Origin of the sequence: Vogesella indigofera (assembly GCF_003633895.1) — a bacterium.
GTDB classification, from domain to species: Bacteria; Pseudomonadota; Gammaproteobacteria; order Burkholderiales; family Chromobacteriaceae; genus Vogesella; species Vogesella indigofera.
The window spans coordinates 85,803-105,837 of the sequence record NZ_RBID01000014.1 but is presented as its reverse complement, the minus strand read 5'-3'; the positions used below and the strand labels follow the sequence as shown (position 1 = coordinate 105,837).

General features: G+C 66.7%; 24 protein-coding genes. 11 read left to right on the top strand and 13 right to left on the bottom strand.

What is annotated here, in order from left to right; genetic code table 11:
* Window positions 1-76 precede the first annotated feature (76 nt).
* The 5 genes from C8E02_RS08620 to C8E02_RS08600 all read right to left on the bottom strand — a co-directional run bounded on the left by C8E02_RS08620 (window position 77) and on the right by C8E02_RS08600 (window position 3,250).
* On the bottom strand, window positions 77-742 hold the full coding sequence (locus tag C8E02_RS08620) for an aquaporin (RefSeq protein ID WP_120810466.1): 666 nt from the start codon (window positions 740-742) through the stop codon (window positions 77-79).
* A 3-nt stretch (window positions 743-745) separates the two neighbouring features.
* On the bottom strand, window positions 746-1,240 hold the full coding sequence (locus C8E02_RS08615) for an arsenate reductase ArsC (RefSeq protein WP_120810465.1): 495 nt from the start codon (window positions 1,238-1,240) through the stop codon (window positions 746-748).
* Window positions 1,233-1,811, bottom strand: a complete 579-nt coding sequence (locus C8E02_RS08610; RefSeq protein WP_120810464.1) for an ArsI/CadI family heavy metal resistance metalloenzyme — start codon at window positions 1,809-1,811, stop codon at window positions 1,233-1,235. The genes C8E02_RS08615 and C8E02_RS08610 overlap by 8 nt, the downstream gene beginning before the upstream one ends.
* Before the next feature lie 14 nt (window positions 1,812-1,825).
* The gene (locus tag C8E02_RS08605) at window positions 1,826-2,134 is read right to left on the bottom strand and encodes an ArsR/SmtB family transcription factor (protein ID WP_120810463.1); all 309 of its coding nucleotides are present in this window, start codon (window positions 2,132-2,134) and stop codon (window positions 1,826-1,828) included.
* A 198-nt stretch (window positions 2,135-2,332) separates the two neighbouring features.
* On the bottom strand, window positions 2,333-3,250 hold the full coding sequence (locus C8E02_RS08600; RefSeq protein WP_120810462.1) for a DMT family transporter: 918 nt from the start codon (window positions 3,248-3,250) through the stop codon (window positions 2,333-2,335).
* A gap of 47 nt (window positions 3,251-3,297) precedes the next feature.
* Between C8E02_RS08600 and dapC the strand changes: the two genes are divergently transcribed.
* The 8 genes from dapC to C8E02_RS08560 all read left to right on the top strand — a co-directional run bounded on the left by dapC (window position 3,298) and on the right by C8E02_RS08560 (window position 9,409).
* Window positions 3,298-4,488, top strand: coding sequence for a succinyldiaminopimelate transaminase (dapC, locus tag C8E02_RS08595; RefSeq protein ID WP_120810461.1), 1,191 nt, complete (start codon window positions 3,298-3,300; stop codon window positions 4,486-4,488).
* Between the two features lie 83 nt (window positions 4,489-4,571).
* On the top strand, window positions 4,572-5,393 hold the full coding sequence (gene dapD / locus C8E02_RS08590) for a 2,3,4,5-tetrahydropyridine-2,6-dicarboxylate N-succinyltransferase (protein WP_120810460.1): 822 nt from the start codon (window positions 4,572-4,574) through the stop codon (window positions 5,391-5,393).
* Between the two features lie 162 nt (window positions 5,394-5,555).
* Window positions 5,556-6,368 (top strand): ABC transporter ATP-binding protein, encoded by an 813-nt coding sequence (locus C8E02_RS08585; RefSeq protein WP_047966699.1) that lies wholly within the window; start codon window positions 5,556-5,558, stop codon window positions 6,366-6,368.
* A complete protein-coding gene (gene mlaE, locus C8E02_RS08580) occupies window positions 6,368-7,153 on the top strand; it encodes a lipid asymmetry maintenance ABC transporter permease subunit MlaE (RefSeq protein WP_120810647.1) in 786 nt (261 codons plus the stop codon). The genes C8E02_RS08585 and mlaE overlap by 1 nt, the downstream gene beginning before the upstream one ends.
* A 12-nt stretch (window positions 7,154-7,165) precedes the next feature.
* Window positions 7,166-7,669, top strand: coding sequence for an outer membrane lipid asymmetry maintenance protein MlaD (gene mlaD / locus C8E02_RS08575; RefSeq protein ID WP_047966700.1), 504 nt, complete (start codon window positions 7,166-7,168; stop codon window positions 7,667-7,669).
* 44 nt (window positions 7,670-7,713) lie between these two features.
* Entirely contained in the window at window positions 7,714-8,322 is a 609-nt protein-coding gene (locus C8E02_RS08570) for an MlaC/ttg2D family ABC transporter substrate-binding protein (RefSeq protein WP_047966701.1), read from the top strand.
* Entirely contained in the window at window positions 8,319-8,609 is a 291-nt protein-coding gene (locus tag C8E02_RS08565; RefSeq protein ID WP_120810459.1) for an STAS domain-containing protein, read from the top strand. The genes C8E02_RS08570 and C8E02_RS08565 overlap by 4 nt, the downstream gene beginning before the upstream one ends.
* Before the next feature lie 2 nt (window positions 8,610-8,611).
* Complete coding sequence (locus C8E02_RS08560) at window positions 8,612-9,409, top strand: MlaA family lipoprotein (protein WP_047966703.1); 798 nt, start codon at window positions 8,612-8,614, stop codon at window positions 9,407-9,409.
* 104 nt (window positions 9,410-9,513) lie between these two features.
* Here C8E02_RS08560 and C8E02_RS08555 read toward each other — a convergent pair whose 3' ends face one another.
* From C8E02_RS08555 to C8E02_RS08545, 3 genes are read right to left on the bottom strand one after another with little or no spacing between them, the layout of a single operon-like run.
* Window positions 9,514-9,972: a flavodoxin family protein gene (locus C8E02_RS08555; RefSeq protein WP_120810458.1), complete on the bottom strand. Its 459-nt coding sequence runs from the start codon at window positions 9,970-9,972 to the stop codon at window positions 9,514-9,516.
* Window positions 9,969-10,868 (bottom strand): DUF1853 family protein, encoded by a 900-nt coding sequence (locus tag C8E02_RS08550; RefSeq protein ID WP_120810457.1) that lies wholly within the window; start codon window positions 10,866-10,868, stop codon window positions 9,969-9,971. Before C8E02_RS08550 ends, C8E02_RS08555 begins: the two co-directional genes overlap by 4 nt.
* 1 nt (window position 10,869) lies before the next feature.
* Window positions 10,870-11,643: an RNA methyltransferase gene (locus C8E02_RS08545; RefSeq protein ID WP_120810456.1), complete on the bottom strand. Its 774-nt coding sequence runs from the start codon at window positions 11,641-11,643 to the stop codon at window positions 10,870-10,872.
* A gap of 149 nt (window positions 11,644-11,792) precedes the next feature.
* Here C8E02_RS08545 and C8E02_RS08540 point away from each other — a divergent pair, with 149 nt between their 5' ends.
* Window positions 11,793-12,581 carry an inositol monophosphatase family protein gene (locus tag C8E02_RS08540; RefSeq protein WP_047966707.1) on the top strand — a complete coding sequence of 263 codons (789 nt, stop codon included), beginning with the start codon at window positions 11,793-11,795 and terminating at the stop codon, window positions 12,579-12,581.
* 141 nt (window positions 12,582-12,722) lie between these two features.
* Entirely contained in the window at window positions 12,723-12,944 is a 222-nt protein-coding gene (locus tag C8E02_RS08535) for a TIGR02450 family Trp-rich protein (protein WP_120810455.1), read from the top strand.
* Here C8E02_RS08535 and C8E02_RS08530 read toward each other — a convergent pair.
* The 5 genes from C8E02_RS08530 to C8E02_RS08510 all read right to left on the bottom strand — a co-directional run bounded on the left by C8E02_RS08530 (window position 12,941) and on the right by C8E02_RS08510 (window position 18,723).
* Window positions 12,941-13,939 (bottom strand): proline racemase family protein, encoded by a 999-nt coding sequence (locus C8E02_RS08530; protein ID WP_120810454.1) that lies wholly within the window; start codon window positions 13,937-13,939, stop codon window positions 12,941-12,943. The two genes, C8E02_RS08535 and C8E02_RS08530, sit on opposite strands and share 4 nt — an antisense overlap.
* The gene (gene lhpI / locus C8E02_RS08525; RefSeq protein ID WP_120810453.1) at window positions 13,936-14,868 is read right to left on the bottom strand and encodes a bifunctional Delta(1)-pyrroline-2-carboxylate/Delta(1)-piperideine-2-carboxylate reductase; all 933 of its coding nucleotides are present in this window, start codon (window positions 14,866-14,868) and stop codon (window positions 13,936-13,938) included. The genes C8E02_RS08530 and lhpI overlap by 4 nt, the downstream gene beginning before the upstream one ends.
* Window positions 14,869-15,025: 157 nt before the next feature.
* On the bottom strand, window positions 15,026-16,174 hold the full coding sequence (locus C8E02_RS08520; RefSeq protein ID WP_120810452.1) for a branched-chain amino acid ABC transporter substrate-binding protein: 1,149 nt from the start codon (window positions 16,172-16,174) through the stop codon (window positions 15,026-15,028).
* Between the two features lie 252 nt (window positions 16,175-16,426).
* Complete coding sequence (locus tag C8E02_RS08515) at window positions 16,427-17,719, bottom strand: NAD(P)/FAD-dependent oxidoreductase (RefSeq protein WP_120810451.1); 1,293 nt, start codon at window positions 17,717-17,719, stop codon at window positions 16,427-16,429.
* A 2-nt stretch (window positions 17,720-17,721) separates the two neighbouring features.
* Window positions 17,722-18,723 carry a 4-hydroxyproline epimerase gene (locus tag C8E02_RS08510; protein ID WP_047966712.1) on the bottom strand — a complete coding sequence of 334 codons (1,002 nt, stop codon included), beginning with the start codon at window positions 18,721-18,723 and terminating at the stop codon, window positions 17,722-17,724.
* A 311-nt stretch (window positions 18,724-19,034) separates the two neighbouring features.
* Between C8E02_RS08510 and C8E02_RS08505 the strand changes: the two genes are divergently transcribed.
* Entirely contained in the window at window positions 19,035-19,937 is a 903-nt protein-coding gene (locus C8E02_RS08505; protein WP_120810450.1) for a dihydrodipicolinate synthase family protein, read from the top strand.
* Window positions 19,938-20,035: the final 98 nt, after the last annotated feature.

Below are 20,035 nucleotides of genomic sequence, written 5' to 3'. Positions count from 1 at the left end.
ACACGGCCTGCGGGCCGTTTTTTTTGGACGCGAAAAGGGCCGCAGCTCGCTGCGGCCCCAGACCGATCAAGCCGCCTCAGGCGCCGGCGGTATCCTGCTCGGCGGCGAACAGCCAGCCGCCCAGCCCGCCGCCGATGGCCGCCCCCGCCAGCTGCGCCAGCACAAAGCCGCCGACATCGGCCGGCGCGATGCCGGCAAAGGTATCGCTCAGGCTGCGCGCCAGCGTCACCGCCGGATTGGCGAACGAGGTCGAGGCGGTAAACCAGTACGCCGCCACGATGTACAGCGCCACCAGCAGCGGCACCTTGTCGCGGGCGTGACGCACGCCGCCCAGAATGGTCAGCAGCAGGCCGGCGGTGGCGGTGACCTCGGCCAGCCACTGCGGCCAACCGCTGCGCAGGTGCTGCGATTCCTGCAGCAAGGGCAGGCCGAACATCGCGTGCGCCAGCAGCACGCCGGCGACGGCGCCGGCCACTTGCGCCGCCAGATACGGCAACACGCGCGGCCACGGCAGCTCGCCGCGCGCCGCCATCACCAGGCTGACCGCCGGATTGAAGTGCGCGCCCGACAAGGGCGCAAACAGCGTGATCAGCACCAGCAGGCCGGCGCCGGTGGCCAGCGCATTGGCCAGCAAGGCGACCGCGTCATTCCCTGCGGCCAACGTTTGGCCCATGATGCCGGAGCCGACCACCACCGCCAGCAGCAAGGCACTGCCGATGGCTTCTGCAACCAATGCCCGCATCGCTTATGCCTTCCCGATGGCGGCCAGTTCGGCCTTCAGTTCGTCCTCGCCCAACGCGGCGATGTCCAGCGCCACGAAGCGGCTGACGCGGCGATGGATGATCTGGTACGCCTTCGCGAACGCCGCCATCGCCTCGTCGTCGTTGCTGCCGACGCCGGCCGGATCTTCCAGCCCCCAGTGCGCACGCAGCGGCGTGCCCGGCCACAGCGGGCAGGTTTCGCCGGCGGCGCTGCCGCAGACGGTGAACACGAAGTCCATTTGCGGCGCGCCCGCCACGCCGAACTCGTCCCAGCTCTTGCTGCGGTAGCCGGCGGTATCCAGACCGTGCTTTTCCAGCGTCTTGAGCGCATAGAGATTGACCTTGCCGGCAGGCTGGCTGCCAGCACTGTAACCCTTGAAGCGGCCCTGGCCCAGATGGTTGATCAGTGCTTCGCCGAGGATGCTGCGCGCCGAGTTGCCGGTGCACAGGATCAGTACATTGTAGACCTTGTCAGTCACGGGACTTCCTTTCGCGGGATACGATGGCCTCGATGTTCTTGCGTGCGATCAGCTGGATTTTTTGCGGGGCCGGCGCGCAGCAGGCGCTGGCCGTGGCGCTGCTATCGGCCGGGGCGCAACAGGCGTCGGCGGCGGCCAGCGCGGCGGGAGCCGGGGCACAGCAGCTGTCGGGGTTGGCCGCAGCGGCTGCCGGCGCGTCGTTGTAGGTCGGCGCGCTGTCCAGCGTGTGGTAGGTTTCCCAGGCGATGCCGGACGGGTCCTGCACCCAGTGCTTGTCCGATTTGGCGTAGCAGCAGGTGGTCCCCTCTTCCGTCAGCGCCGCCATGCCGGCGGCGTCGATGCGCTGCTTCAGCTCGGCCAGCTCGTCGCCGTTCTCGGCCTGGATGCCGAGGTGATCCAGCCCGGCCGGGGCGCCGCGCTGGCTGATGGCAAAGTTGACGCGCGGGTCGTCCAGCAGCCACTTGGCGTAGTCCGGTTTCAATACCGTCGGCTCGGCGCCGAACAGCGCGTTGTAGAAGCGCACGCTGGTGGCCAGCTCATCCACCGACACGTGAATATGCAGTCGTTTCATCACAGTTCTCCGGTTCAGCAAGCACAGCCGTCGGCACTGGAGGCGCGACAGCAGTTTTCGGTCATAAACGCCAGCAGCGCGTTCATGCTGGCGAAGTTGGCGGCGTAGATCACGAAGCGGCCATCCTGACGCCCCTCGATCAGCGCCGCGTTGGACAGCTCTTTCAGATGGAAGGACAGCGTGGCCGGCGCGCAGCCCAGCACCTCGGCCAGCTCGCCGGCGGCACGACCGGCGGGGCCGGCCTCCACCAGCTGGCGGAACACCGCGAGGCGGGTTTCCTGCGCCAGCGCGGCCAGCATCTTGACGGCGGATTTCGTTTCCATATTTTGACAATCGTTGAAATATTGAACGAATTATCGCCAACGCCGTGGCAAAACACAAGTAGCGAAAAGACAACGCGGGAAAGTGGGTGGCCGCACCGCCGGCACCGCGCTGGCGGGCTGGCAGTAGCGATGGGAGCGTTAGCGACAGCGCTTGCGCTCGACACAAGGTTGGCCGCAAGGTCTGCGGCCAACCTTGCGCTACGCCGCCTGTGGCAGCGGCGGTGCCGCCGGCTTCGGTTTGGCGACGATGTGGCCGGACAGCAGGCTGGCGCTGGCGATCAGCGCGCCACCGATCCACTCCTGCAGCTGCATGCGCTCGCCGGCGAGCAGATAGGCGGAAATGGCGGCGAACAGTAGCTCCATCAGCATCAGCGTCATCACCTGCGTCGCCGGCAGGATGGACAGCCCGTGCATCGAGATGATGCTGGTCGCCAGCAGCGTGACGCCCAGCACCAGCACGATCAGCAGCACCTCGCCGTGCAGCAGCATAAGCTCCGCACCCAGCTGGCCGCGCCACAGCAGCGACGCCAGGCCGCAGGCGGCCACGCCCAGCCACACCATCGCCGACTTCAGCGCCACCGGCAGCGCGTGCGCCTTCTTCGACAGCACATTGCCCAGCGCGAAGCTGATGCCGCCGGACAGCGCCAGCCAGTCGGCGCGGCTGGAGAAGAAATCGCCGCTAAACAGCCCCGGGCGGTACAGGATCACCAGCATGCCACCCAGCGACATCGCGATCACCAGCCAGCCGATGCGGCTCAGCCGCTCGTGCAGCAGCAGCCAGGAAAACAGCGCGCTCCACAGCGGCGACAGGTAGAACAGCAGCAGCACGCGCATCACCTGCCCCTCCGACACCGCCCAGGTGTAGCTGAAGTTGCACCAGCCATACAGCAGGGCCAGCGGCAGCAGGATGAACTCGAAGCGCGCCTCGCGGCGGAACACCTCGCGGAACAGCACCACGCCCAGCGCGGCGGAGACCAGGTACACCGTCAGCGAGGTGGCAGCGGTGGAAAAGCCGGCCTCGTGCAGCGCGCGAAACGGGAACCACATCAGCCCCCACACCAGTGCCGTGGTCAGTGCGCACGTCACCGCCAGCAGCTTTTGTTTTGCCAGATTCATAGTCTTTTCTTACACTTGTCGTTTTGTTGCATTGCAAGGAAGCGGCGTTGAATCCCCACCTCGAACTGTTGCAGCCCTACCCGTTCCAGCGTTTGCGCGGCCTGCTGGCCGGCGTGACGCCTCCCGCCGACCTGCCGCACATCAACCTGTCGATCGGCGAGCCAAAGCACCCGACCCCGGCGGTGGTGAAACAGGCGCTGATCGATGCGCTGGACGGCCTCGCCGCCTACCCGGCCACCCTCGGCAGCGACGCACTGCGCGGCGCCTGTGCCGGCTGGCTGCAGCGCCGCTATGGCGTCAGCGTGGACGCCGCCCGCGAAATCCTGCCGGTGTGCGGCAGCCGCGAGGCACTGTTTTCCTTCGTGCAGGCGGTGATCGATCCGCGCGGCGAGCAGAAGCCGGTGCTGATCTCGCCCAACCCGTTCTACCAGATCTACGAAGGCGCCGCGCTGCTGACCGGCGCCGAACCTTACTATGTCAATTGCCTGGCCGCCAACCGCTACCAGCCGGACTGGGCCGCGGTGCCGGAGGCCGTCTGGCAGCGCACGCAGGTGGTCGTAGTATGCAGCCCGGGCAACCCGACCGGGGCGGTGATGTCGCTTGCCGACTGGAACACACTGTTCTCGCTGTCCGACCGCTACGGTTTCATCATCGCCAGCGACGAGTGCTACTCCGAGATCCACTTCGGCACCCCGCCGCTGGGCGGGCTGCAGGCGGCGCAACAGCTCGGCCGCGGCTTTGAGCGGCTGGTGATGTTCACCAGCCTGTCCAAGCGCAGCAATGCCCCCGGCCTGCGTTCCGGCTTCGTCGCCGGCAATGCCAAAGTGCTGGAAAAATTCCTGCTATATCGTACCTATCATGGCAGCGCGATGAGCGTCACCATCCAGCAGGCCAGCATCGCCGCGTGGAACGACGAAGAGCATGTTGCGGCCAACCGTGACGCGTATACTGCCAAATTCGACGCCGTCACCGCGCGCCTGGCGCAGGTGCTGGACGTCACGCGGCCGGATGCCGGCTTCTACCTGTGGGCGGCGGTGCCCGGCGGTGACGATGCCCGCTTCGCCCGCGAGCTGTTCGCGCAGCAGCACATCACCGTGCTGCCCGGCAGCTTCCTCGCCCGTGACGCGCACGGCGTCAACCCCGGCGCCGGCCGTGTGCGCCTGGCGCTGGTGGCGCCGCTGGCGGAATGCGTCGCCGCCGCCGCGCGCATCGAACAGTTTTTGCAGCAGTACCACTAAAACCAATAACACCACCGAACAACCAAACCAGCAGAAAACCCATCATGTCTGTAGAAATCCACCTTGCCAAAGGACTGAGCCACATGCACCCGATTCAAGCCCTCATCGAAGAAGCTTTTGAAAAACGCGCCGAGATCACCCCGGCCACCGTCTCCGCCGAGCTGAAGTCGGCAATCGAACAAGTGATCAACGAGCTGGATGAAGGTCGCCTGCGCGTCGCCGAGAAGAACGGCAGCGACTGGGTGGTCAACCAGTGGGTGAAGAAAGCCGTCCTGCTGTCGTTCCGCATCCGCGACAACGAAGTGCTGGACGACGGCGTGTCGCGCTACTTCGACAAGGTCGACACCAAGTTCAACGACTGGAACCAGCAGCGCTTCCAGGACGCCGGCTTCCGCGTGGTACCGGGCGCCGTGGCGCGCAAGGGCAGCTTCATCGCCAAGAACACCGTGCTGATGCCGTCCTACGTGAACATCGGCGCCTACGTTGACGAAGGCACCATGGTCGACACCTGGGCCACCGTCGGCAGCTGCGCGCAAATCGGCAAGAACGTGCACCTGTCCGGCGGCGTCGGCATCGGCGGCGTGCTGGAGCCACTGCAGGCCAACCCGACCATCATCGAGGACAACTGCTTCATCGGCGCGCGTTCGGAAGTGGTGGAAGGCGTGATCGTCGGCGAAGGCTCGGTGATCTCGATGGGCGTCTACATCGGCCAGTCGACCAAGATCTACGACCGCGAAACCGGCGAAGTCAGCTACGGTCGCATTCCGCCGGGCTCGGTGGTGGTATCCGGCAACCTGCCATCGAAAGACGGCAGCCACAGCCTGTACTGCGCGGTGATCGTGAAGAAGGTCGACGCGCAGACGCGCAGCAAGACCAGCATCAACGAACTGCTGCGCGGCGTGTAAGCCGGCGCCGGTGCCACACCATGCACCGGCCTGCCACACTTGCACCCGTCATGGCGCCGCCTTTTTGCGCCATGCAGCATAGGCAGGTACAATAGCGGGGCAAAGCGGAGGGGATCGTGAATACGATCCCCTTACCTGTTCCCCCCAAGGACTCGCCACCACATCGTGCAAAACGACAGTTTCATCGAATTCAACCGCGTCAGCTTCGGCTATGGCGACCGGCTCATCCTGCAGGACATCTCGCTGAAAATCGGCCGTGGCCAGCTGGTCGCCATCATGGGCGGCAGCGGCAGCGGCAAGACCACGCTGCTGCGACTGATCGCCGGCCAGATCCGCGCCCAGCAGGGCCAGGTGCTGGTCGACGGCCGCGACGTTGGCCGCATGAACCAGCGCGAGCTGTACCAGCACCGCCGTCGCATGGGCATGCTGTTCCAGTTCGGCGCGCTGTTTACCGACCTGCCGGTGTTCGACAACGTCGCGTTCCCGATCCGCGAGCACACCTCGCTCAGCCCGGAGATGGTGCGCGATCTGGTGCTGATGAAACTGCACGCCGTCGGCCTGCGCGGCACCGAGGCGCTGATGCCGGCCGAGCTGTCCGGCGGCATGTCGCGCCGCGTCGCACTGGCTCGCGCCATCGCGCTCGACCCGCAGATCATGCTCTACGACGAACCGTTCACCGGGCTGGACCCGATCTCGCTGGCCACCATCGCGCTCTTGATCAAGAAGCTGAGCGACGCGCTGGGTACCTCGGCGGTGATGGTCACCCACGACGTGCACAAGTCGCTGGAAATCGTCGACTACGTCTACTTCATCGCCGGCGGCAAGATCGCCGCCGCCGGTACCCCGGACGAGGTCCGCGCCTCCGACTCGCCTTGGGTACACCAGTTCGTGCACGGCGAGGCCGACGGCCCGGTGCATTTCGCCTACCCGGCACAGCAAAGTCTGGCCGGCAGCTTCGGCCTGGAGGGCGCATGATGCTGGACAATCTGCTCGCACCGCTGCGCCACCTCGGCCACAGCACCATCAATGCCGTCTGGAAGCTGGGCGTGATGAGCCGCTTCCTGCTGGCCATCATCGCCCACTCCGGGCAAAGCCTGTTGCGCTTCCAGCTCACCATCCGCGAGGTGTACTTCGCCGGCGTGCTGTCGCTGATCATCATCGTGGTGTCCGGCCTGTTCGTCGGCATGGTGCTGGGACTGCAGGGCTACAACACGCTATCGCGCTTCGGCTCCGCCGACGCGCTGGGCGCGCTGGTGGCGCTGTCGCTGCTGCGCGAACTGGGCCCGGTGCTGGCCGCGCTGCTGTTCGCCAGCCGCTCCGGCAGCGCGATGACCGCCGAGATCGGCCTGATGAAGGCCACCGAACAACTGGAGGCGATGAGCGTGATGGCGGTCGATCCGATCGCCCGCGTGGTGGCGCCGCGCTTCTGGGCCGGCGTGATCTCGATGCCGATTCTCGCCGCGCTGTTCAACGTGATGGGCATCTTCGGCGGCTATCTGGTCGGCGTGGTGATGATAGGCCTGGACGAAGGCACCTTCTGGTCGCAGATGCAGAACAACGTCGACCTGCACTTCGACGTGATCAACGGCCTGATCAAGAGCCTGTTCTTCGGCATCGCGGTGACGCTGATCGCGGTGTTCGAAGGCTTTGACGCCACGCCCACTGCCGCGGGCGTCTCTTCTGCCACCACCCGTACCGTGGTGACCTCGGCCCTGGTTATCCTGGCGCTGGACTTTGTCCTGACCGCCTTCATGTTTTAGGAATTCGCCATCATGAAACGTTCCATCATTGATTTGTGGGTCGGCATCTTCGTCGCCATCGGTCTCGCCTCGGTGACCTTCCTGGCGCTGAAAGTGGCCAACCTGACACCGCAAAGCAACAACAACAGCTACACCCTGATCGCCGAATTCGACAATATCGGCGGCCTGAAAGTGAAGGCGCCGGTGAAATCGTCCGGCGTGGTGGTCGGCCGCGTCAGCAATATCGAGCTGGACACCCAGCGCTACGTCGCCCGCGCCACGCTGACGCTGGACGGCCAGTACCATTTCAGCCGTGACACCAGCGCCGAAATCCTCACCGCCGGCCTGCTCGGCGAACAGTACGTCGGCCTGGTGCAGGGCGGCGAGGAAGAAAACCTGAAGCCCGGCGACCGCCTGCAGCTGACCTCGTCGGCACTGGTGCTGGAACAGCTGATCGGCAAGTTCATGACCAGTTTTGCCGAAGGCAACAACAAAGCCGCAGCGGCCGATGCCGCCGCTGCGGAAACTGCACCCTGAAAAAACCATCCAAGCCCTTGTTACCCGAGATACGGAAAACCATCATGAAAAAGCTGTTTGCCTGTTTTGCCCTGCTGTTCGGTCTGAGCAGCGTGGCCCACGCCGCCGATACCCCGGTGGATCTGGTCCGTGACACCTCGCGCCAGGCGCTGGAAATGCTGAGCAAGGACAATGGCAAGAACAGCGCCAAGGTTCGCGAGCAGCTGATCAGCATGGTGACGCCGAAGTTCGACTTCCAGCGCATGACCGCACTGGCGGTCGGCAAGGACTGGCGCGCCGCCACCCCGGCACAGAAGCAGCAACTGGCCAAGGAATTCGAGACCCTGCTGGTCGGCACCTACTCCGCCACCATGACCCGCTTCAAGAACGCGCAGATCGAGATCAAGCCGAACGTGCTGCTCAACAACGAAGGCCGCGAGGCGGTGGTGAAGTCGGAAGTGACCCTGCCGGGCTCGGCCGAGAAGAAGCCGATCAACGTCGACTACACCCTGTACAAGACGCCACAGGGCTGGAAGGTGTTCAACGTCACCGTTGAAGGCGGCAGCCTGGTCACCATCTACCGCAACCAGTTCGGCGAACAGGTGCGCAAGAGCGGCATCGACGGCCTGATCAAGTCGCTGCAGGACAAGAACAGCGGCGCCAAGGCGGCATGAAACTGACCGAAACCCAGACCGGCGTGGTGCGCCTTGACGGCGCGCTGACCATGGACAGCGTCGCCGACACCCAGCTGCAGCTGGACAAGATGCTGGTCAACGGCGCCATGACGCTGGATTTCGGCGGCGTCAGCCACTGCGACTCCGCGGCGCTAGCGCTGCTCTTGGCGTTGCGCCGGCGCAAGGATGCGCGCAACATCAAGCTGAGCCACATCCCGGCCAGCCTGTATGGCCTCGCCCGGCTCTACGAACTGACCCCGCTGCTGGAACTGCCCCCGGAAACCTGATCATGAAACGTCTGCTTGTTGTCGGCGGCTGCCTGTTGCTGACCGCCTGTGCCAGTACCCCCAGCCATCCGCAGGACCCGCTGGAGCCGCTGAACCGCGCCGTTTACCGCTTCAACGACGCCGCGGACAAGGCGGTGCTGAAACCGGTGGCGCAGGCCTACCAGCAGGTGACACCGCAACCGCTGCGCACCGGGGTCGGCAACTTCTTCGACAACCTGCGCGACGTGTACAGCGCCGCCAACAACACCCTGCAGGGCAAGGCGGAACTGGCGCTCACCGACGTGCTGCGCGTGTCGTTCAACAGCACCTTCGGCCTGTTCGGCCTGATCGACATCGCCACGCCGATGGGACTGAAAAGCAGCAAGGCGACGCTGGGTGACACCTTCGCCCACTACGGCTGGCAGGACAGCAGCTACCTGGTGCTGCCACTGCTGGGGCCGTCCACCGTGCGTGACGGCAGCGGCATGCTGATCAGCAACTCGCTGGAGCCGGCCACCAGCGTGTTCCACACCCACACCCAGGCCTCCGTGGCGCGGGTGCTGAATGCGGTCAACACCCGCGAAAAGCTGCTGGGACTGGAAGAGATGGTCGACGGCGCCGCGCTGGACAACTACAGCTACGTGCGTGACGGCTTCCTGCAGATGCGCGCCCACCAGCTGGGCCTGCCGCAGGGCAAGCGGCAGCAGGAAGAAGAGCTGAACATCGACGACCTGGTCGACGAGCCGGACGCCAGCGCCCCGGCGGTGAATGACACGAACGATGCCAGCGCCCCGGAGGCAAAGGACGCCAGCGCGCCCTGAGCCGGCGCCCCGCCACGAACAAAGCCACCTCTGCGGTGGCTTTTTCTTTGCTACCTGCCTGGCGTGGTACGGTTGGCAGCCACGACCAGGGTTGGCCGCAACGCTCAGTACATGCCGATCGACAGCCCCGCCGCCAGCGTGGCGCCCAGCTCCTCCGCCGCCGCCAGATCCGCCGCCGTCGCCTCGCCGCGCACGATCAGCGGCGGCAGCACCTGCTGCAGCGGATAGCCGCGCGCGATGCGCTCCACCGCCTGCACCGCGCCGCGACCGTCATTGCCGGCCGACACCAGCAGCGCGTAGGGCAGACCGTCGACCCTCCCCTGCGCCGGATAGTAGGTTCGGTCGAAAAAATCCTTCAGCGCGCCGGCCATGTAGCCGAAGTTTTCCGGCGTCGCCAGCAGCAAGGCGTCGGCGTGCAGCAGGTCGTCGATGCCGGCCTGCAGCGCCGGCAGCTGCCGCAGGCTGACCTCCTCCGCCAGCGTGACGATGCCGCGCGCGGCGGCATCGGCCAGCTGCAGGGTGTGACCGCTCTGGCTGGCGTACACCAGCAGCAGCGTCTTCATGCCGCCCCCAGTCGCGCCAGCAAGGGTGCCAGCAGCACCGGCTGCGGCCACGCCGACGGCGCGACAAAGCCGCGCGCCACTTCCTGCCAGCGTCCGTCGCCGCGCACTTGCAGCTCCGCCACCAGCTGCGGCGAAACAAACTGCCGGCTGGCCAGTTGCAGCTCGGCCAGCGACAGCGTGTCCTCACGATCGAGCAAGGCCGGCGCCAGCCAGCGCAGGCGCGGCAGCTGGCACCAGCGACTGTCCGCCGCCTGCTGCGGCCAGTCGTCGTCGCACGTGATCCACCAGCCGCGATTGGCCGCGGTATTCAGCGGTGCGGCCAACCTTGTCGCCGCTGCCTGCGGCGGCGAGAACAGCCAGCCGCTGGTGCGCGCCGCCACCTCGCAGCCGGCAAACCCCGCCGGCAGGCAGGCCGCCGGGTGACGCGACAACTGCAGCTGCTGCCGCGTCTTGCCGGCCTTCAGCAGCAGCGCGTCGCGCAGGCTGGCACCGACCCAGGCGCCGTCATCCAGCTGCAGATAGAACTTGCTGGCCGCCTCCAGATGCAGCGGCACACCGTCGACGCGCAGCAGGAAGTCGAACTCGCCGACCGTCTTGCCGCCGTCGCGCACCGGCAGGTTGGCCGCCACCAGCTCGATGTGCGGCGCGATGCCGAACCAGAACGCCAGCAGCCGCTCGGCGTAAAAACCCAGCCGCCGCACCGGATGCGCGGCGAGATAGGCCAGCAAGGGCTGCGGCGCCGCATCCAGTGCCAGCAGCTGCGGCCAACCTTGCGCCCCGAGCAGCCGCGCGGGGTCGATGTCGGCGCTGTCCTGCCACGGCGACGCGGACATCAGCAACCAGGCCAGGTCGCGCACTGCCGGCGTGTGCAGCGCCGCAAGCGTGGCCGCCGTCATCTCAGTCGCCGCTTTTCTTGCGCGGCGGCAACGTGCCGTCGGCAAAGCGCTGCGCCTGCTTGAAGAAGCCGCGCAGGATGTCGATCTCCTCGCGCTGCAGCGCGGCGCGATGGAACAGCGTGCGCATGCGGCGCAGCAGGCGCTCGCTGTTGCGGTGCTCCAGATAGCCGACGTCGGCCATCGCCGCTTCCAGATGGCCGCAGAAGCTGTCGACCTCGCCCAGCGTCGCGCTGCGGTCTTCCGGCTTCAGGTAGTCGACGCTGACGCCGCTGTGGCTGAACAGCTCGTAGGTCATCACCTGCACCGCCATTGCCAGATTCAGCGAGAAGTAGTCCGGATTGCCCGGCACCGTCACCAGCCGGTTGCACTGCTCCACCTCGTCGATGGACAGGCCGAAGGTCTCGTTGCCGAACACCAGCGCCACCTGCTCGCCGTCGCGCGCCCGCGCCATCAGCTCCGGCGCGGTCTCGCGCGGCGTCGACAGCGGGGTGGACAGCTCGCGGCGGCGGCTGGTCAGCGCGCAGGCGACGCTGACATCGGCCAGCGCCTCGGCCAGGCTGGACACCACGATGGCGTTTTCCACCACGTCCACCGCGCCGGAGGCCAGCACATTGGCCTCCTCGTGCGGGAACGCCTTCGGCTCGACCAGATACAGCCGGGTCAGGCCCATGGTTTTCATCGCCCGCGCCGCCGAGCCGATATTGCCCGGATGGCTGGGACGCGCCAGCACGACGCGAATGTTCTTCAAAAAATCAGGTACTTGGGGTTTATTCATTGGCTACTTTTGCGTAGAATCGCGGTTTATTCAAAAACTCCGCACCACGCGGGGTTTTTTTGTTCCTTAACATCGACCAGTAATACGGCAGCCGCGCCGTGGCGACCTCGCCCGCGCGCCTGCCCAGATGATTCATTCAGAGGCTATCAATGCATCCAATTCTCACCATCGCCATCAAAGCAGCACGCCGTGCGGGCAACATCATCCAGCGAGCATCGCTGAACATGGAATCCGTTCGTGTCGAAAACAAGAAGCACAACGACTTTGTTTCCGACGTAGACCGTGCCGCCGAACAGGCGATCATTGATGTGATCATGGAAGCCTATCCGAAGCACGCGATTCTAGCAGAAGAGTCCGGCGCCAAAGGCATCGGCGAGTCCGAATACGAATGGATCATCGACCCACTGGACGGTACCACCAACTTCCTGCACGGCCACCCGCAATACTGCATTTCCATCGCGATGGCGCATCGCGGCCAGATCCAGCAAGCCGTGGTCTACGACCCGAACCGTAACGAACTGTACTCCGCCAGCCGCGGCGTCGGCTCGTTCATGAACGACCGCCGCATCCGCGTCTCCAAGCGCATCAACATGAACGAATGCCTGATCTCCACCGGCTTCCCGGTTGTGGACCAGAGCATGCTCGACACCCATCTGGCCATCCTGAAGGACGTGCTGGGCAAGACCGCCGGCGCCCGCCGCGAAGGCTCCGCCGCGCTGGACCTGTGCAACGTCGCCATCGGCCGCGTTGACGGTTTCTTCGAATTCAACCTCAAGCCGTGGGATATCGCCGCCGGCAGCCTGATCGTGCAAGAGGCAGGCGGCATCGTCACCGACATGCACGGCGAGCAGACCTGGCTGGAAAGCGGCGACATCGTGGCCGCACCGCCAAAAGTACTGGGCCAGCTGCTGCCTATCATCGGCAAGCACGTCAAGTAATCCCCGCTGCGGCCAACCCTGGCCGCCAGCACAAAACACCCCCGCGCCTCACGGCCGGGGGTGTTTTGTTTTACGACACGGGAACCGCCGCCGCCGCCGCGGCTCACAGCCCTAGCCCGTTCACCAGCCAGGCACCGCACCATGACCGCCCTCAGCCCGAAAAAACTGCTGCACAGCAAGTGGAGCGCGCTCGCGCCACGCGATCGCGAGAAGCATTTCCTGGTCGTCGCCGTCGAGCATGACCCGCTGGACGCGCAGCGCGTCACCACCATCACGCTGGAAGCGGTGCTCAGCCGCCGCCACTACACCCTGCCGTGGCGCGAGCTGGCCGACGCCGCCCAGTGGCAGCGCGGCTGGCGCTAGCGCAGCAGAAACCCCCGCCCGATCTCGTCGTCCGCCTCCAGCGTCCAGCTGGCGCGGCCGCTGTAGTGGGCGCGGCCGCTGACGCGGACGGTTACCGCGTCATGGCCGGGCAGCTTGGTCGCACCGTTCACGCTGGCGCCAAAACGCGCGCCAGTGAGGCTCTCGAACTGGCAGGCCTCCCCTACCGCCACCAGGCCACGCGCGTGGCGTAGCGCCATGCGGGTGGTGACGCCGGAGCCGGTGGGGCTGCGGTCCACTTCGGCGTCGGCGAACACGCACACGTTGCGGCTGGGGCCGTCGCCGGCGCGCTCCACGCCGTCGGTAAGGATGCTGCCGTACAGAAAGCCCAGGTCCTCGGCCTCCGGGTGGCGCACGCTGATGCTGCGGCGAACCGCCTCACTCAGTGCGCTGGCGGCGTCCACCACGTCGCGCAGGCGGCCGTCCAGCGACACGCCAAGGTTGGCCGCAGAGGTCACCGCGTAGAAGGCGCCGCCGTAGCCGATGTCGACGTTGATGTTGCCGATGCCCGGCACGTGTACCGGGTGATCGAGTACAAAGGCGAAGGCCGGCACGCTGTCGAAGCGCACACTGCCGTCTTCCGCCAGCCAGGCGCTCACCAGCCCGCACGGGCATTCGATGCCGACCCGGGTCAGCGGCGCGCTGCGCGGCACCAGGCCGTGCTCCACCGCGTAGCGCGCCAGCGCGATCACCGCGTGGCCGCACATGGTGCTGTAGCCCTCGTTGTGGATGAACAGCACCGCGAGGTCCGCGCCGGGCAGGCTGGGGCGCACCAGTACCGCGCCGTACATGTCGTAGTGGCCGCGCGGTTCGAACATCAGCAATTTGCGCACGCCGTCCAGCCGCTCGCGCATGTCGCGGCGCTTGGCCAGGATGTCATCGCCGTGGATGTCGCCCTGCAGGCCGGGGATGATGCGCACCGGCTCGCCGCCGGTGTGCATGTCGATGGTGTCGAAAGTTCGGCTCTGCCAGTTCATGTGGCTTGCTCCTGTCGGCTGGCGGCCAGTGCGCAACGGGCGGCGGCCAGGTCCCAGGCGGCGCTGCCCACGCTCTTGAACAGCCTGGGCGCGGCCGGGTCGAAGCGGCCGGCCAGCGCGTCGGCCAGGCTGTGTACCTGTGCCCAGTCGACGCCGGCCTGGATCAGGTCGCCGGCTTCGTGGCGGGCGCCGGGCACGTCGTCGCAGAACAGCTGGCTGCCGGCGATGCTGGTCGGCCCCAGCTCGGCCATGTCCGGGCGGAAGGCGCCGGTGCCGATCAGCAAGCGACCGGCGCGCGCCGGCTCGTTGTACAGCGGGCTGCGGCTGGTGGTGAGCAGGATCACCACCTCGGCGCCGTCGTCGATGCGGCCAACCTTGGGCGTCAGTTGCAGCGGCAGCGACGCCAGTTGCTGACAGCAGGTGGCGGCGCTGTCCGCGCTGCGGCTGTGGATGTCCACGCGCAGGCCGGGCCAGGTTTCGGCCAGCGCCGCGGCATGGGCGCGCGCCTGTTTGCCGGTGCCCACCAGCGCCACGTGGCGCGGCGCTTGCGGTAGCAGGGTCTGGATCGCCAGCAGCGATACCGCAGCGGTGCGGCGCGCGGTGACGCTGGGGCCGTCCAGCAACAGCTGCGGCACACCGCTTGCCGCGTCGTAGACGCTGACCACGCCGTGGATGGTGGCGAGGCCCAGCCCGGCGTTACGCGGGCAGACGTTGACCAGCTTGTGGATGGCGATGTCGGCGGCGCTGGCCGGCATCGACAGCAGGGTGCCGCCCGCGGGCAGCGGCAGCGCCTGCCGCTCCGGGCTGTGGATGTGGCCGGCGGCCAGCTCGGCGGCGGCCAGGGCGACCTCGCGGCACAATTCGGCCATCGGCAGCCGCGCCTGGGTAGTGGCGGCGTCGAGCACCGGCAAGGGGGAAACAATGGACATCGGGCAATCTCCGCTAAAAAAAGTGGCCGGCTTGCGCCGGCCCCAAATGCAACTGCAACTGCCAGCACCGGCACGGCCGGCCGCCAGCGGCACCACCACAACGGCGCGCCACCGCACCGGCGCATGACGCGCGACCGGCGGCGACGCGCCACCGCGCTTACTGCACCACGGTCTTCACCTTCCAGTCGTTGCCCTCCACCGCCGAGATGGTCACCGGCGCGTTCTTCAGGTTGCCCATGCCGTCAAAGCTGAAATCGGCGGTGACGCCCTTGTAGCCGGTCCTGGCGATCAGCGGCAGGAACTTGCCCGGCTCGGTGGAGTTGGCCCGCTTCATCGCGTCGGCCACGATCATCACGCCGTCGTAGAACTGCGGCCCGAGCAGCACCACTTCCTGCTTGAAGCGTGCCTTGTAGCGGCTTTCAAAGTCCTTGCCAGCCGGACGCGAGCCCAGTTCGCCACCCGGTACCGCCGAGAAATGGCCGGCCGAGTCGGCGCCGGCCAGCTTGATGAAGGTCGGGGTGCTGAGCATGTCGCCGCCCATCAGCTTGGCGTTGATACCGAGGCGTTTCATCTGCCGCGCCATCGGTGCCGCCTGCGCGTCGGCGCCGCCGTAGAACACCACGTCCGGGTTCTGCGCCTTCAGCGCGGTGAGGATGGCGGTGAAGTCGGTGGCCTTGTCGCTGGTGTATTCACGCTTCACCGGCTTCTTGCCCATGGTCTGCAGCGACTTGATGAACTCGTCGGCGATGCCCTGGCCGTAGGCGGAGCGGTCGTCGATCACCGCGATGCGCTGCGCTTTCAGCTGCATCACCGCGTAGCGGCCGAGCGAGCCGCCGACCTGGCTGTCACTGCCGACCAGGCGGAAGGCGGTCTTGTAGCCGGCGGTGGTGTAGGCCGGGTTGGTGGACACCGACAGCTGCGGGATGCCGGCATCGGAATAGATGCGCGACGCCGGGATCGACACCCCGGAGTTGAAGTGGCCGATCACCGCCTTGACGCCGGCATCGACCAGCCGCTGTGCCACCTGGGTGCCGACGCGCGGGTCGGCCTGGTCATCCTCGGACACCAGCTCGAACTTCACTTTCTGGCCGCCGATGGTGATCGGCTTGGCGTTGAGGTCGTCGATGGCCATGCGGGTGGCGTTCTCGTTGTCCTTGCCGTAGTGCGCCTGCGGGCCGGACAGCGGCGAGGAAAAGCCGATCTTGACCACGGTGTCGGCCTGCGCCGCGCTGATGGCGAACGGGGCCATCATGCCGCCCAGTGCCAGGACCAGATGCAGTGCGCGTGGTGCGATGGAATGCTTCATGCTGTTTCTCCTTTGTGTTCACGACTGAAGGTTGGCCGCAAAGGCGGCTGTTTGTTGCCCAAGGTCTGTCTTGCGGTCTTGTTGCCGCGCCTGGCGTCGCTAACCACATCCCTGATCCTGCGTTGCGCCCCCTTGCCGTACGACTTGTACTGTCTGCGTCGGCGCGCCTTGTCTCAGGTGCCGTTGTTAGCGACTCCTCATCCACTACAAACCAGCCGCCGTGCCGGGGCACGGCGGCGAAAACGGTGCGGCTCAAAAACGGTCCGGGCGATAGGCACTGGCGTCCAGGCTGCAGGCCTGACCGCAGATCTGCTCGGTCAGCAGCGCGCCGGTGGTGGCCGCCAGCGTCAGGCCGAGGTGGCCGTGGCCGGTGGCGAAATACAGGCCGCCGCAGTCCGGTGCCGGGCCGATCACCGGGATGGTGTCCGGCAGCGACGGGCGGTTGCCCATCCACACGCTCATGCCCTCGGTGCTGAAGTCGCCGACGATGCGGCGGGCGCGCTCGATCAGGATGTGGGCGCGCTGCCAGTTCGGCGGCGCGTCGCGGTGCGCCAGCTCCACGGTGCCGGCCAGGCGCAGGCCGCCGTTCGCCATCGGCAGGATCACGAAGCTCTCGCTGGCGCACTGGATGAAGTGGTGCAGCGCCACGCCGGCGTTGGGCAGGGTGACGTGGTAGCCGCGCTCGCTCTCCAGCGGCAGGCGGCAGCGCTGCTGGCGGGCAAAGCGGTCGCTCCACACGCCGCAGGCGATCACCACCGTGTCCGCCTGCAGCCGGCCATTACCGGCGGTGTCGACGCCGACGATGCGGCCAACATTGGCCGCAGTGGCCAGCACCTCGTCCTGGATGAAGCGCCCGCCTTCGCGGATGAAGGCATCGAACAGGCCACGGCTGAACAGGTACGGGTCGTCGACGTGCGACCACTGCGGCACCTGCACTGCCACCTGCCACTCGTCGGCGATCTGCGGCGCGATGGCGGCCAGGTCGGCGCGCGCCAGCTTGCGCCACTCGACACCGTGCTGGCGCTTGCTGTGCCAGGCGCCGGCGGCGGCGCGGAATTCCGCCTCGCTGCGGTACAGGGTGAGGTTGCCGTGGCGGCGCCACATGGACGCCAGCCCGGCGCGCTCGATCAGCGGTGCGTAGTCGGCATTGACCCGCGACAGCAGCGCGCTCAGCTGGCGGGTCAGCTCGGCCACCCTGCTAGGGCGGCTGGCGGCCAGAAAGCGCAGCAGCCACGGCGTGAGGCTGGGTAGGTAGCGCCAGCGCAGCGCCAGCGGCCCCAGCGGGTCGAACATCCAGCCCGGCACCTTGCGCAGCACGCCCGGCTCGGCCAGCGGGATGATGTCGCTGACCGCGAAGGCGCCGGCATTGCCGTAGCTGGTTTCCATCGCCGGTTCGCCGCGGTCGAGCAGGGTCACCTCGCAACCGGCGAGGCGCAGCTGCAGCGCGGTGGCGATGCCGACGATACCGGCGCCGACCACGATCACGTGGCGGCCGCCAGCCGTACTCGCCGGCTGCAACAGGGTGTTGTCTCGCGGTGCGCTCATCATCAGGCCACCACGAAGCCGTGCACGTACGGGTCGGCATCGTCCAGCAGGATGCGGTTGTAGCCGGTGGTGATCGCCCAGCCCTCGATGCCGGGGATGATGGCGGCGATGCCGGCCACTTCGCATTCCGCCTCGATGCTGCCGGTGAACTGGCTGCCGATGAGGCTCTCGTGCACCAGCACGTCGCCGGCCTTCATCAGGCCGCGGCCGTAGCGCTGCGCCAGCCGTGCCGAGGTGCCGGTGCCGCACGGCGAGCGGTCCAGTGCCGCCGCGCCGTACAACACCGCGTTGGCCGCATGCGAGCCGGGCGTCTTCGGCGCGCCGGTCCACTGCACGTGGCGCACGCCGCGGATATTGGCATCCAGCGGATGCACGATGTCGTAGTGCGCGTTGAGGTAGTCGCGCAGCTCATTGCCCATCGCCACCAGCTGCGCCGGCGTGTAGTCGGCCATGTCGCGGTAGTTGTCCTGCGCTTCGACGATGGGATAGAAGTTGCCGCCGTAGGCGATATCCACTTTCAGCTTGCCCAGCGCGGCGATCTCCACTTCCACATCTTTCAGCAGCAGGAAGGACGGCACATTGGTGAGCTTCACCGATTTCACCTTGCGGCCAACTTGCGTGTACTCGGCCACCACCTTGCCGGCCGGGGTGTCCAGGTTCAGCACGCCCGGGGTCTTCGGGGTAACGATGCCGTGCTCGATGGCCATGGTGACCACGCCGATGGTGCCGTGGCCGCACATCGGCAGGCAGCCGCTGGTTTCGATGTACAGCACCGCCACGTCGCAGTCGTCGCGGGTGGGCGGGTAGAGAAAGGCGCCGGACATCTGCGCATGGCCGCGCGGCTCGTCCATCAGGCCGGTGCGCATCCAGTCGTAGCGTGCCAGGAAATCCAGCCGCCGCTCGGCCTGGGTGTTGCCGTTCAGCGCCGGCGCCCCCTTGGTCACCAGCCGCACCGGGTTGCCGCAGGTGTGGCCGTCTATGCATTCAAATTCTGTCACTGCCATCACGTTTGCTCCTTGCTTGCGTTGAACCCACTGTAGGATTTTGACGTTTTGAATGCAATAACTGAATGCATTGTGCCGAAATGATACAGTCACCGCCCGCCACACGCACCCCGACAAAACCGGCAAACAACCAATAAAATCAACACTTACAGCCGTTGTCGCAAAAAAACACAGCCGCAGCGCAGCATTTTTACATCGCAGAGAAATGCAAACATTGCATACAAAAAAGCTTGAGGATTGGATACAAAAAGTCCTAGCATGGGAACCGAACGCAGCACCCGGCTGCAGCACACCCGCAAGGAGCACACTTCATGGCACATCTCTGGACTGGCGTTTTCCCCGCTGTCACCACCAAATTCCACGCCGACGAATCGCTGGATCTCGCCGGCACCGTGAACCACATCAAGTGGCAGCTGGAATGCGGCGCCGACGGCATCATCGTCTGCGGCTCGCTGGGCGAAGCCTCCACCCTCACCGCCGATGAAAAAATCACCATCCTGAAGGCGGCCAAGGAAGTCGCCGGCGACAAGCCGGTGCTGCTGACCGTGGCCGAAGACAGCACCCGCGCCGCCGCCGCGCTGGCGCAGGCGGCCCACGCTGCCGGCGCCGACGGCATCATGCTGCTGCCGGCGATGCGCTACGTGTCCGACGCGCGCGAGACCCTCAACCACTACCAGCGCGTGGCCGATGCCAGCCCGCTGCCGATCATGATCTACAACAACCCGATCGCTTACGGCGTGAACATCACCCCGGAGATGTACGTTGAGATGGCGAAAGAGCCGAAGTACGTGGCGATCAAGGAATCCAGTGGCGACATCCGCACCCTGACCAACGTGATCAACGCGGTGGGCAGCCGCTTCGCCATCTTCAGCGGTGTCGATGACCTGGCGCTGGAAAGCATCGTGATGGGCGCCGACGGCTGGGTCGCCGGCCTGGTGGTGGCGTTCCCGAAAGAAACCGTGGCCATCTACAAGCTGGCCAAGGCTGGCCGCGTGGAAGAAGCGCGCGCCATCTACCGCTGGTTCGCGCCGCTGCTGCACCTGGACGTCTCGATGAAGCTGGTGCAGAACCTGAAGCTGTGTGAAGCGATGGTGGGCGTCGGCACCGAGCACGTACGCGCGCCGCGTTTGCCACTGGTCGGTGCCGAGCGCGAACGCGTGGCGGCGGTGATCAAGGCGGGCCTCGCCAGCCGTCCGGCGCTGCCGACGCTGTAAGCCGTTGCGGCCAACCCTGACCGCAGCCGCCGGCCATGCCCGTCATGGCCGGCGGCCTTCCTGTCCATAGGCCCGCCCCTGCGGCGGATGCGCGCTGC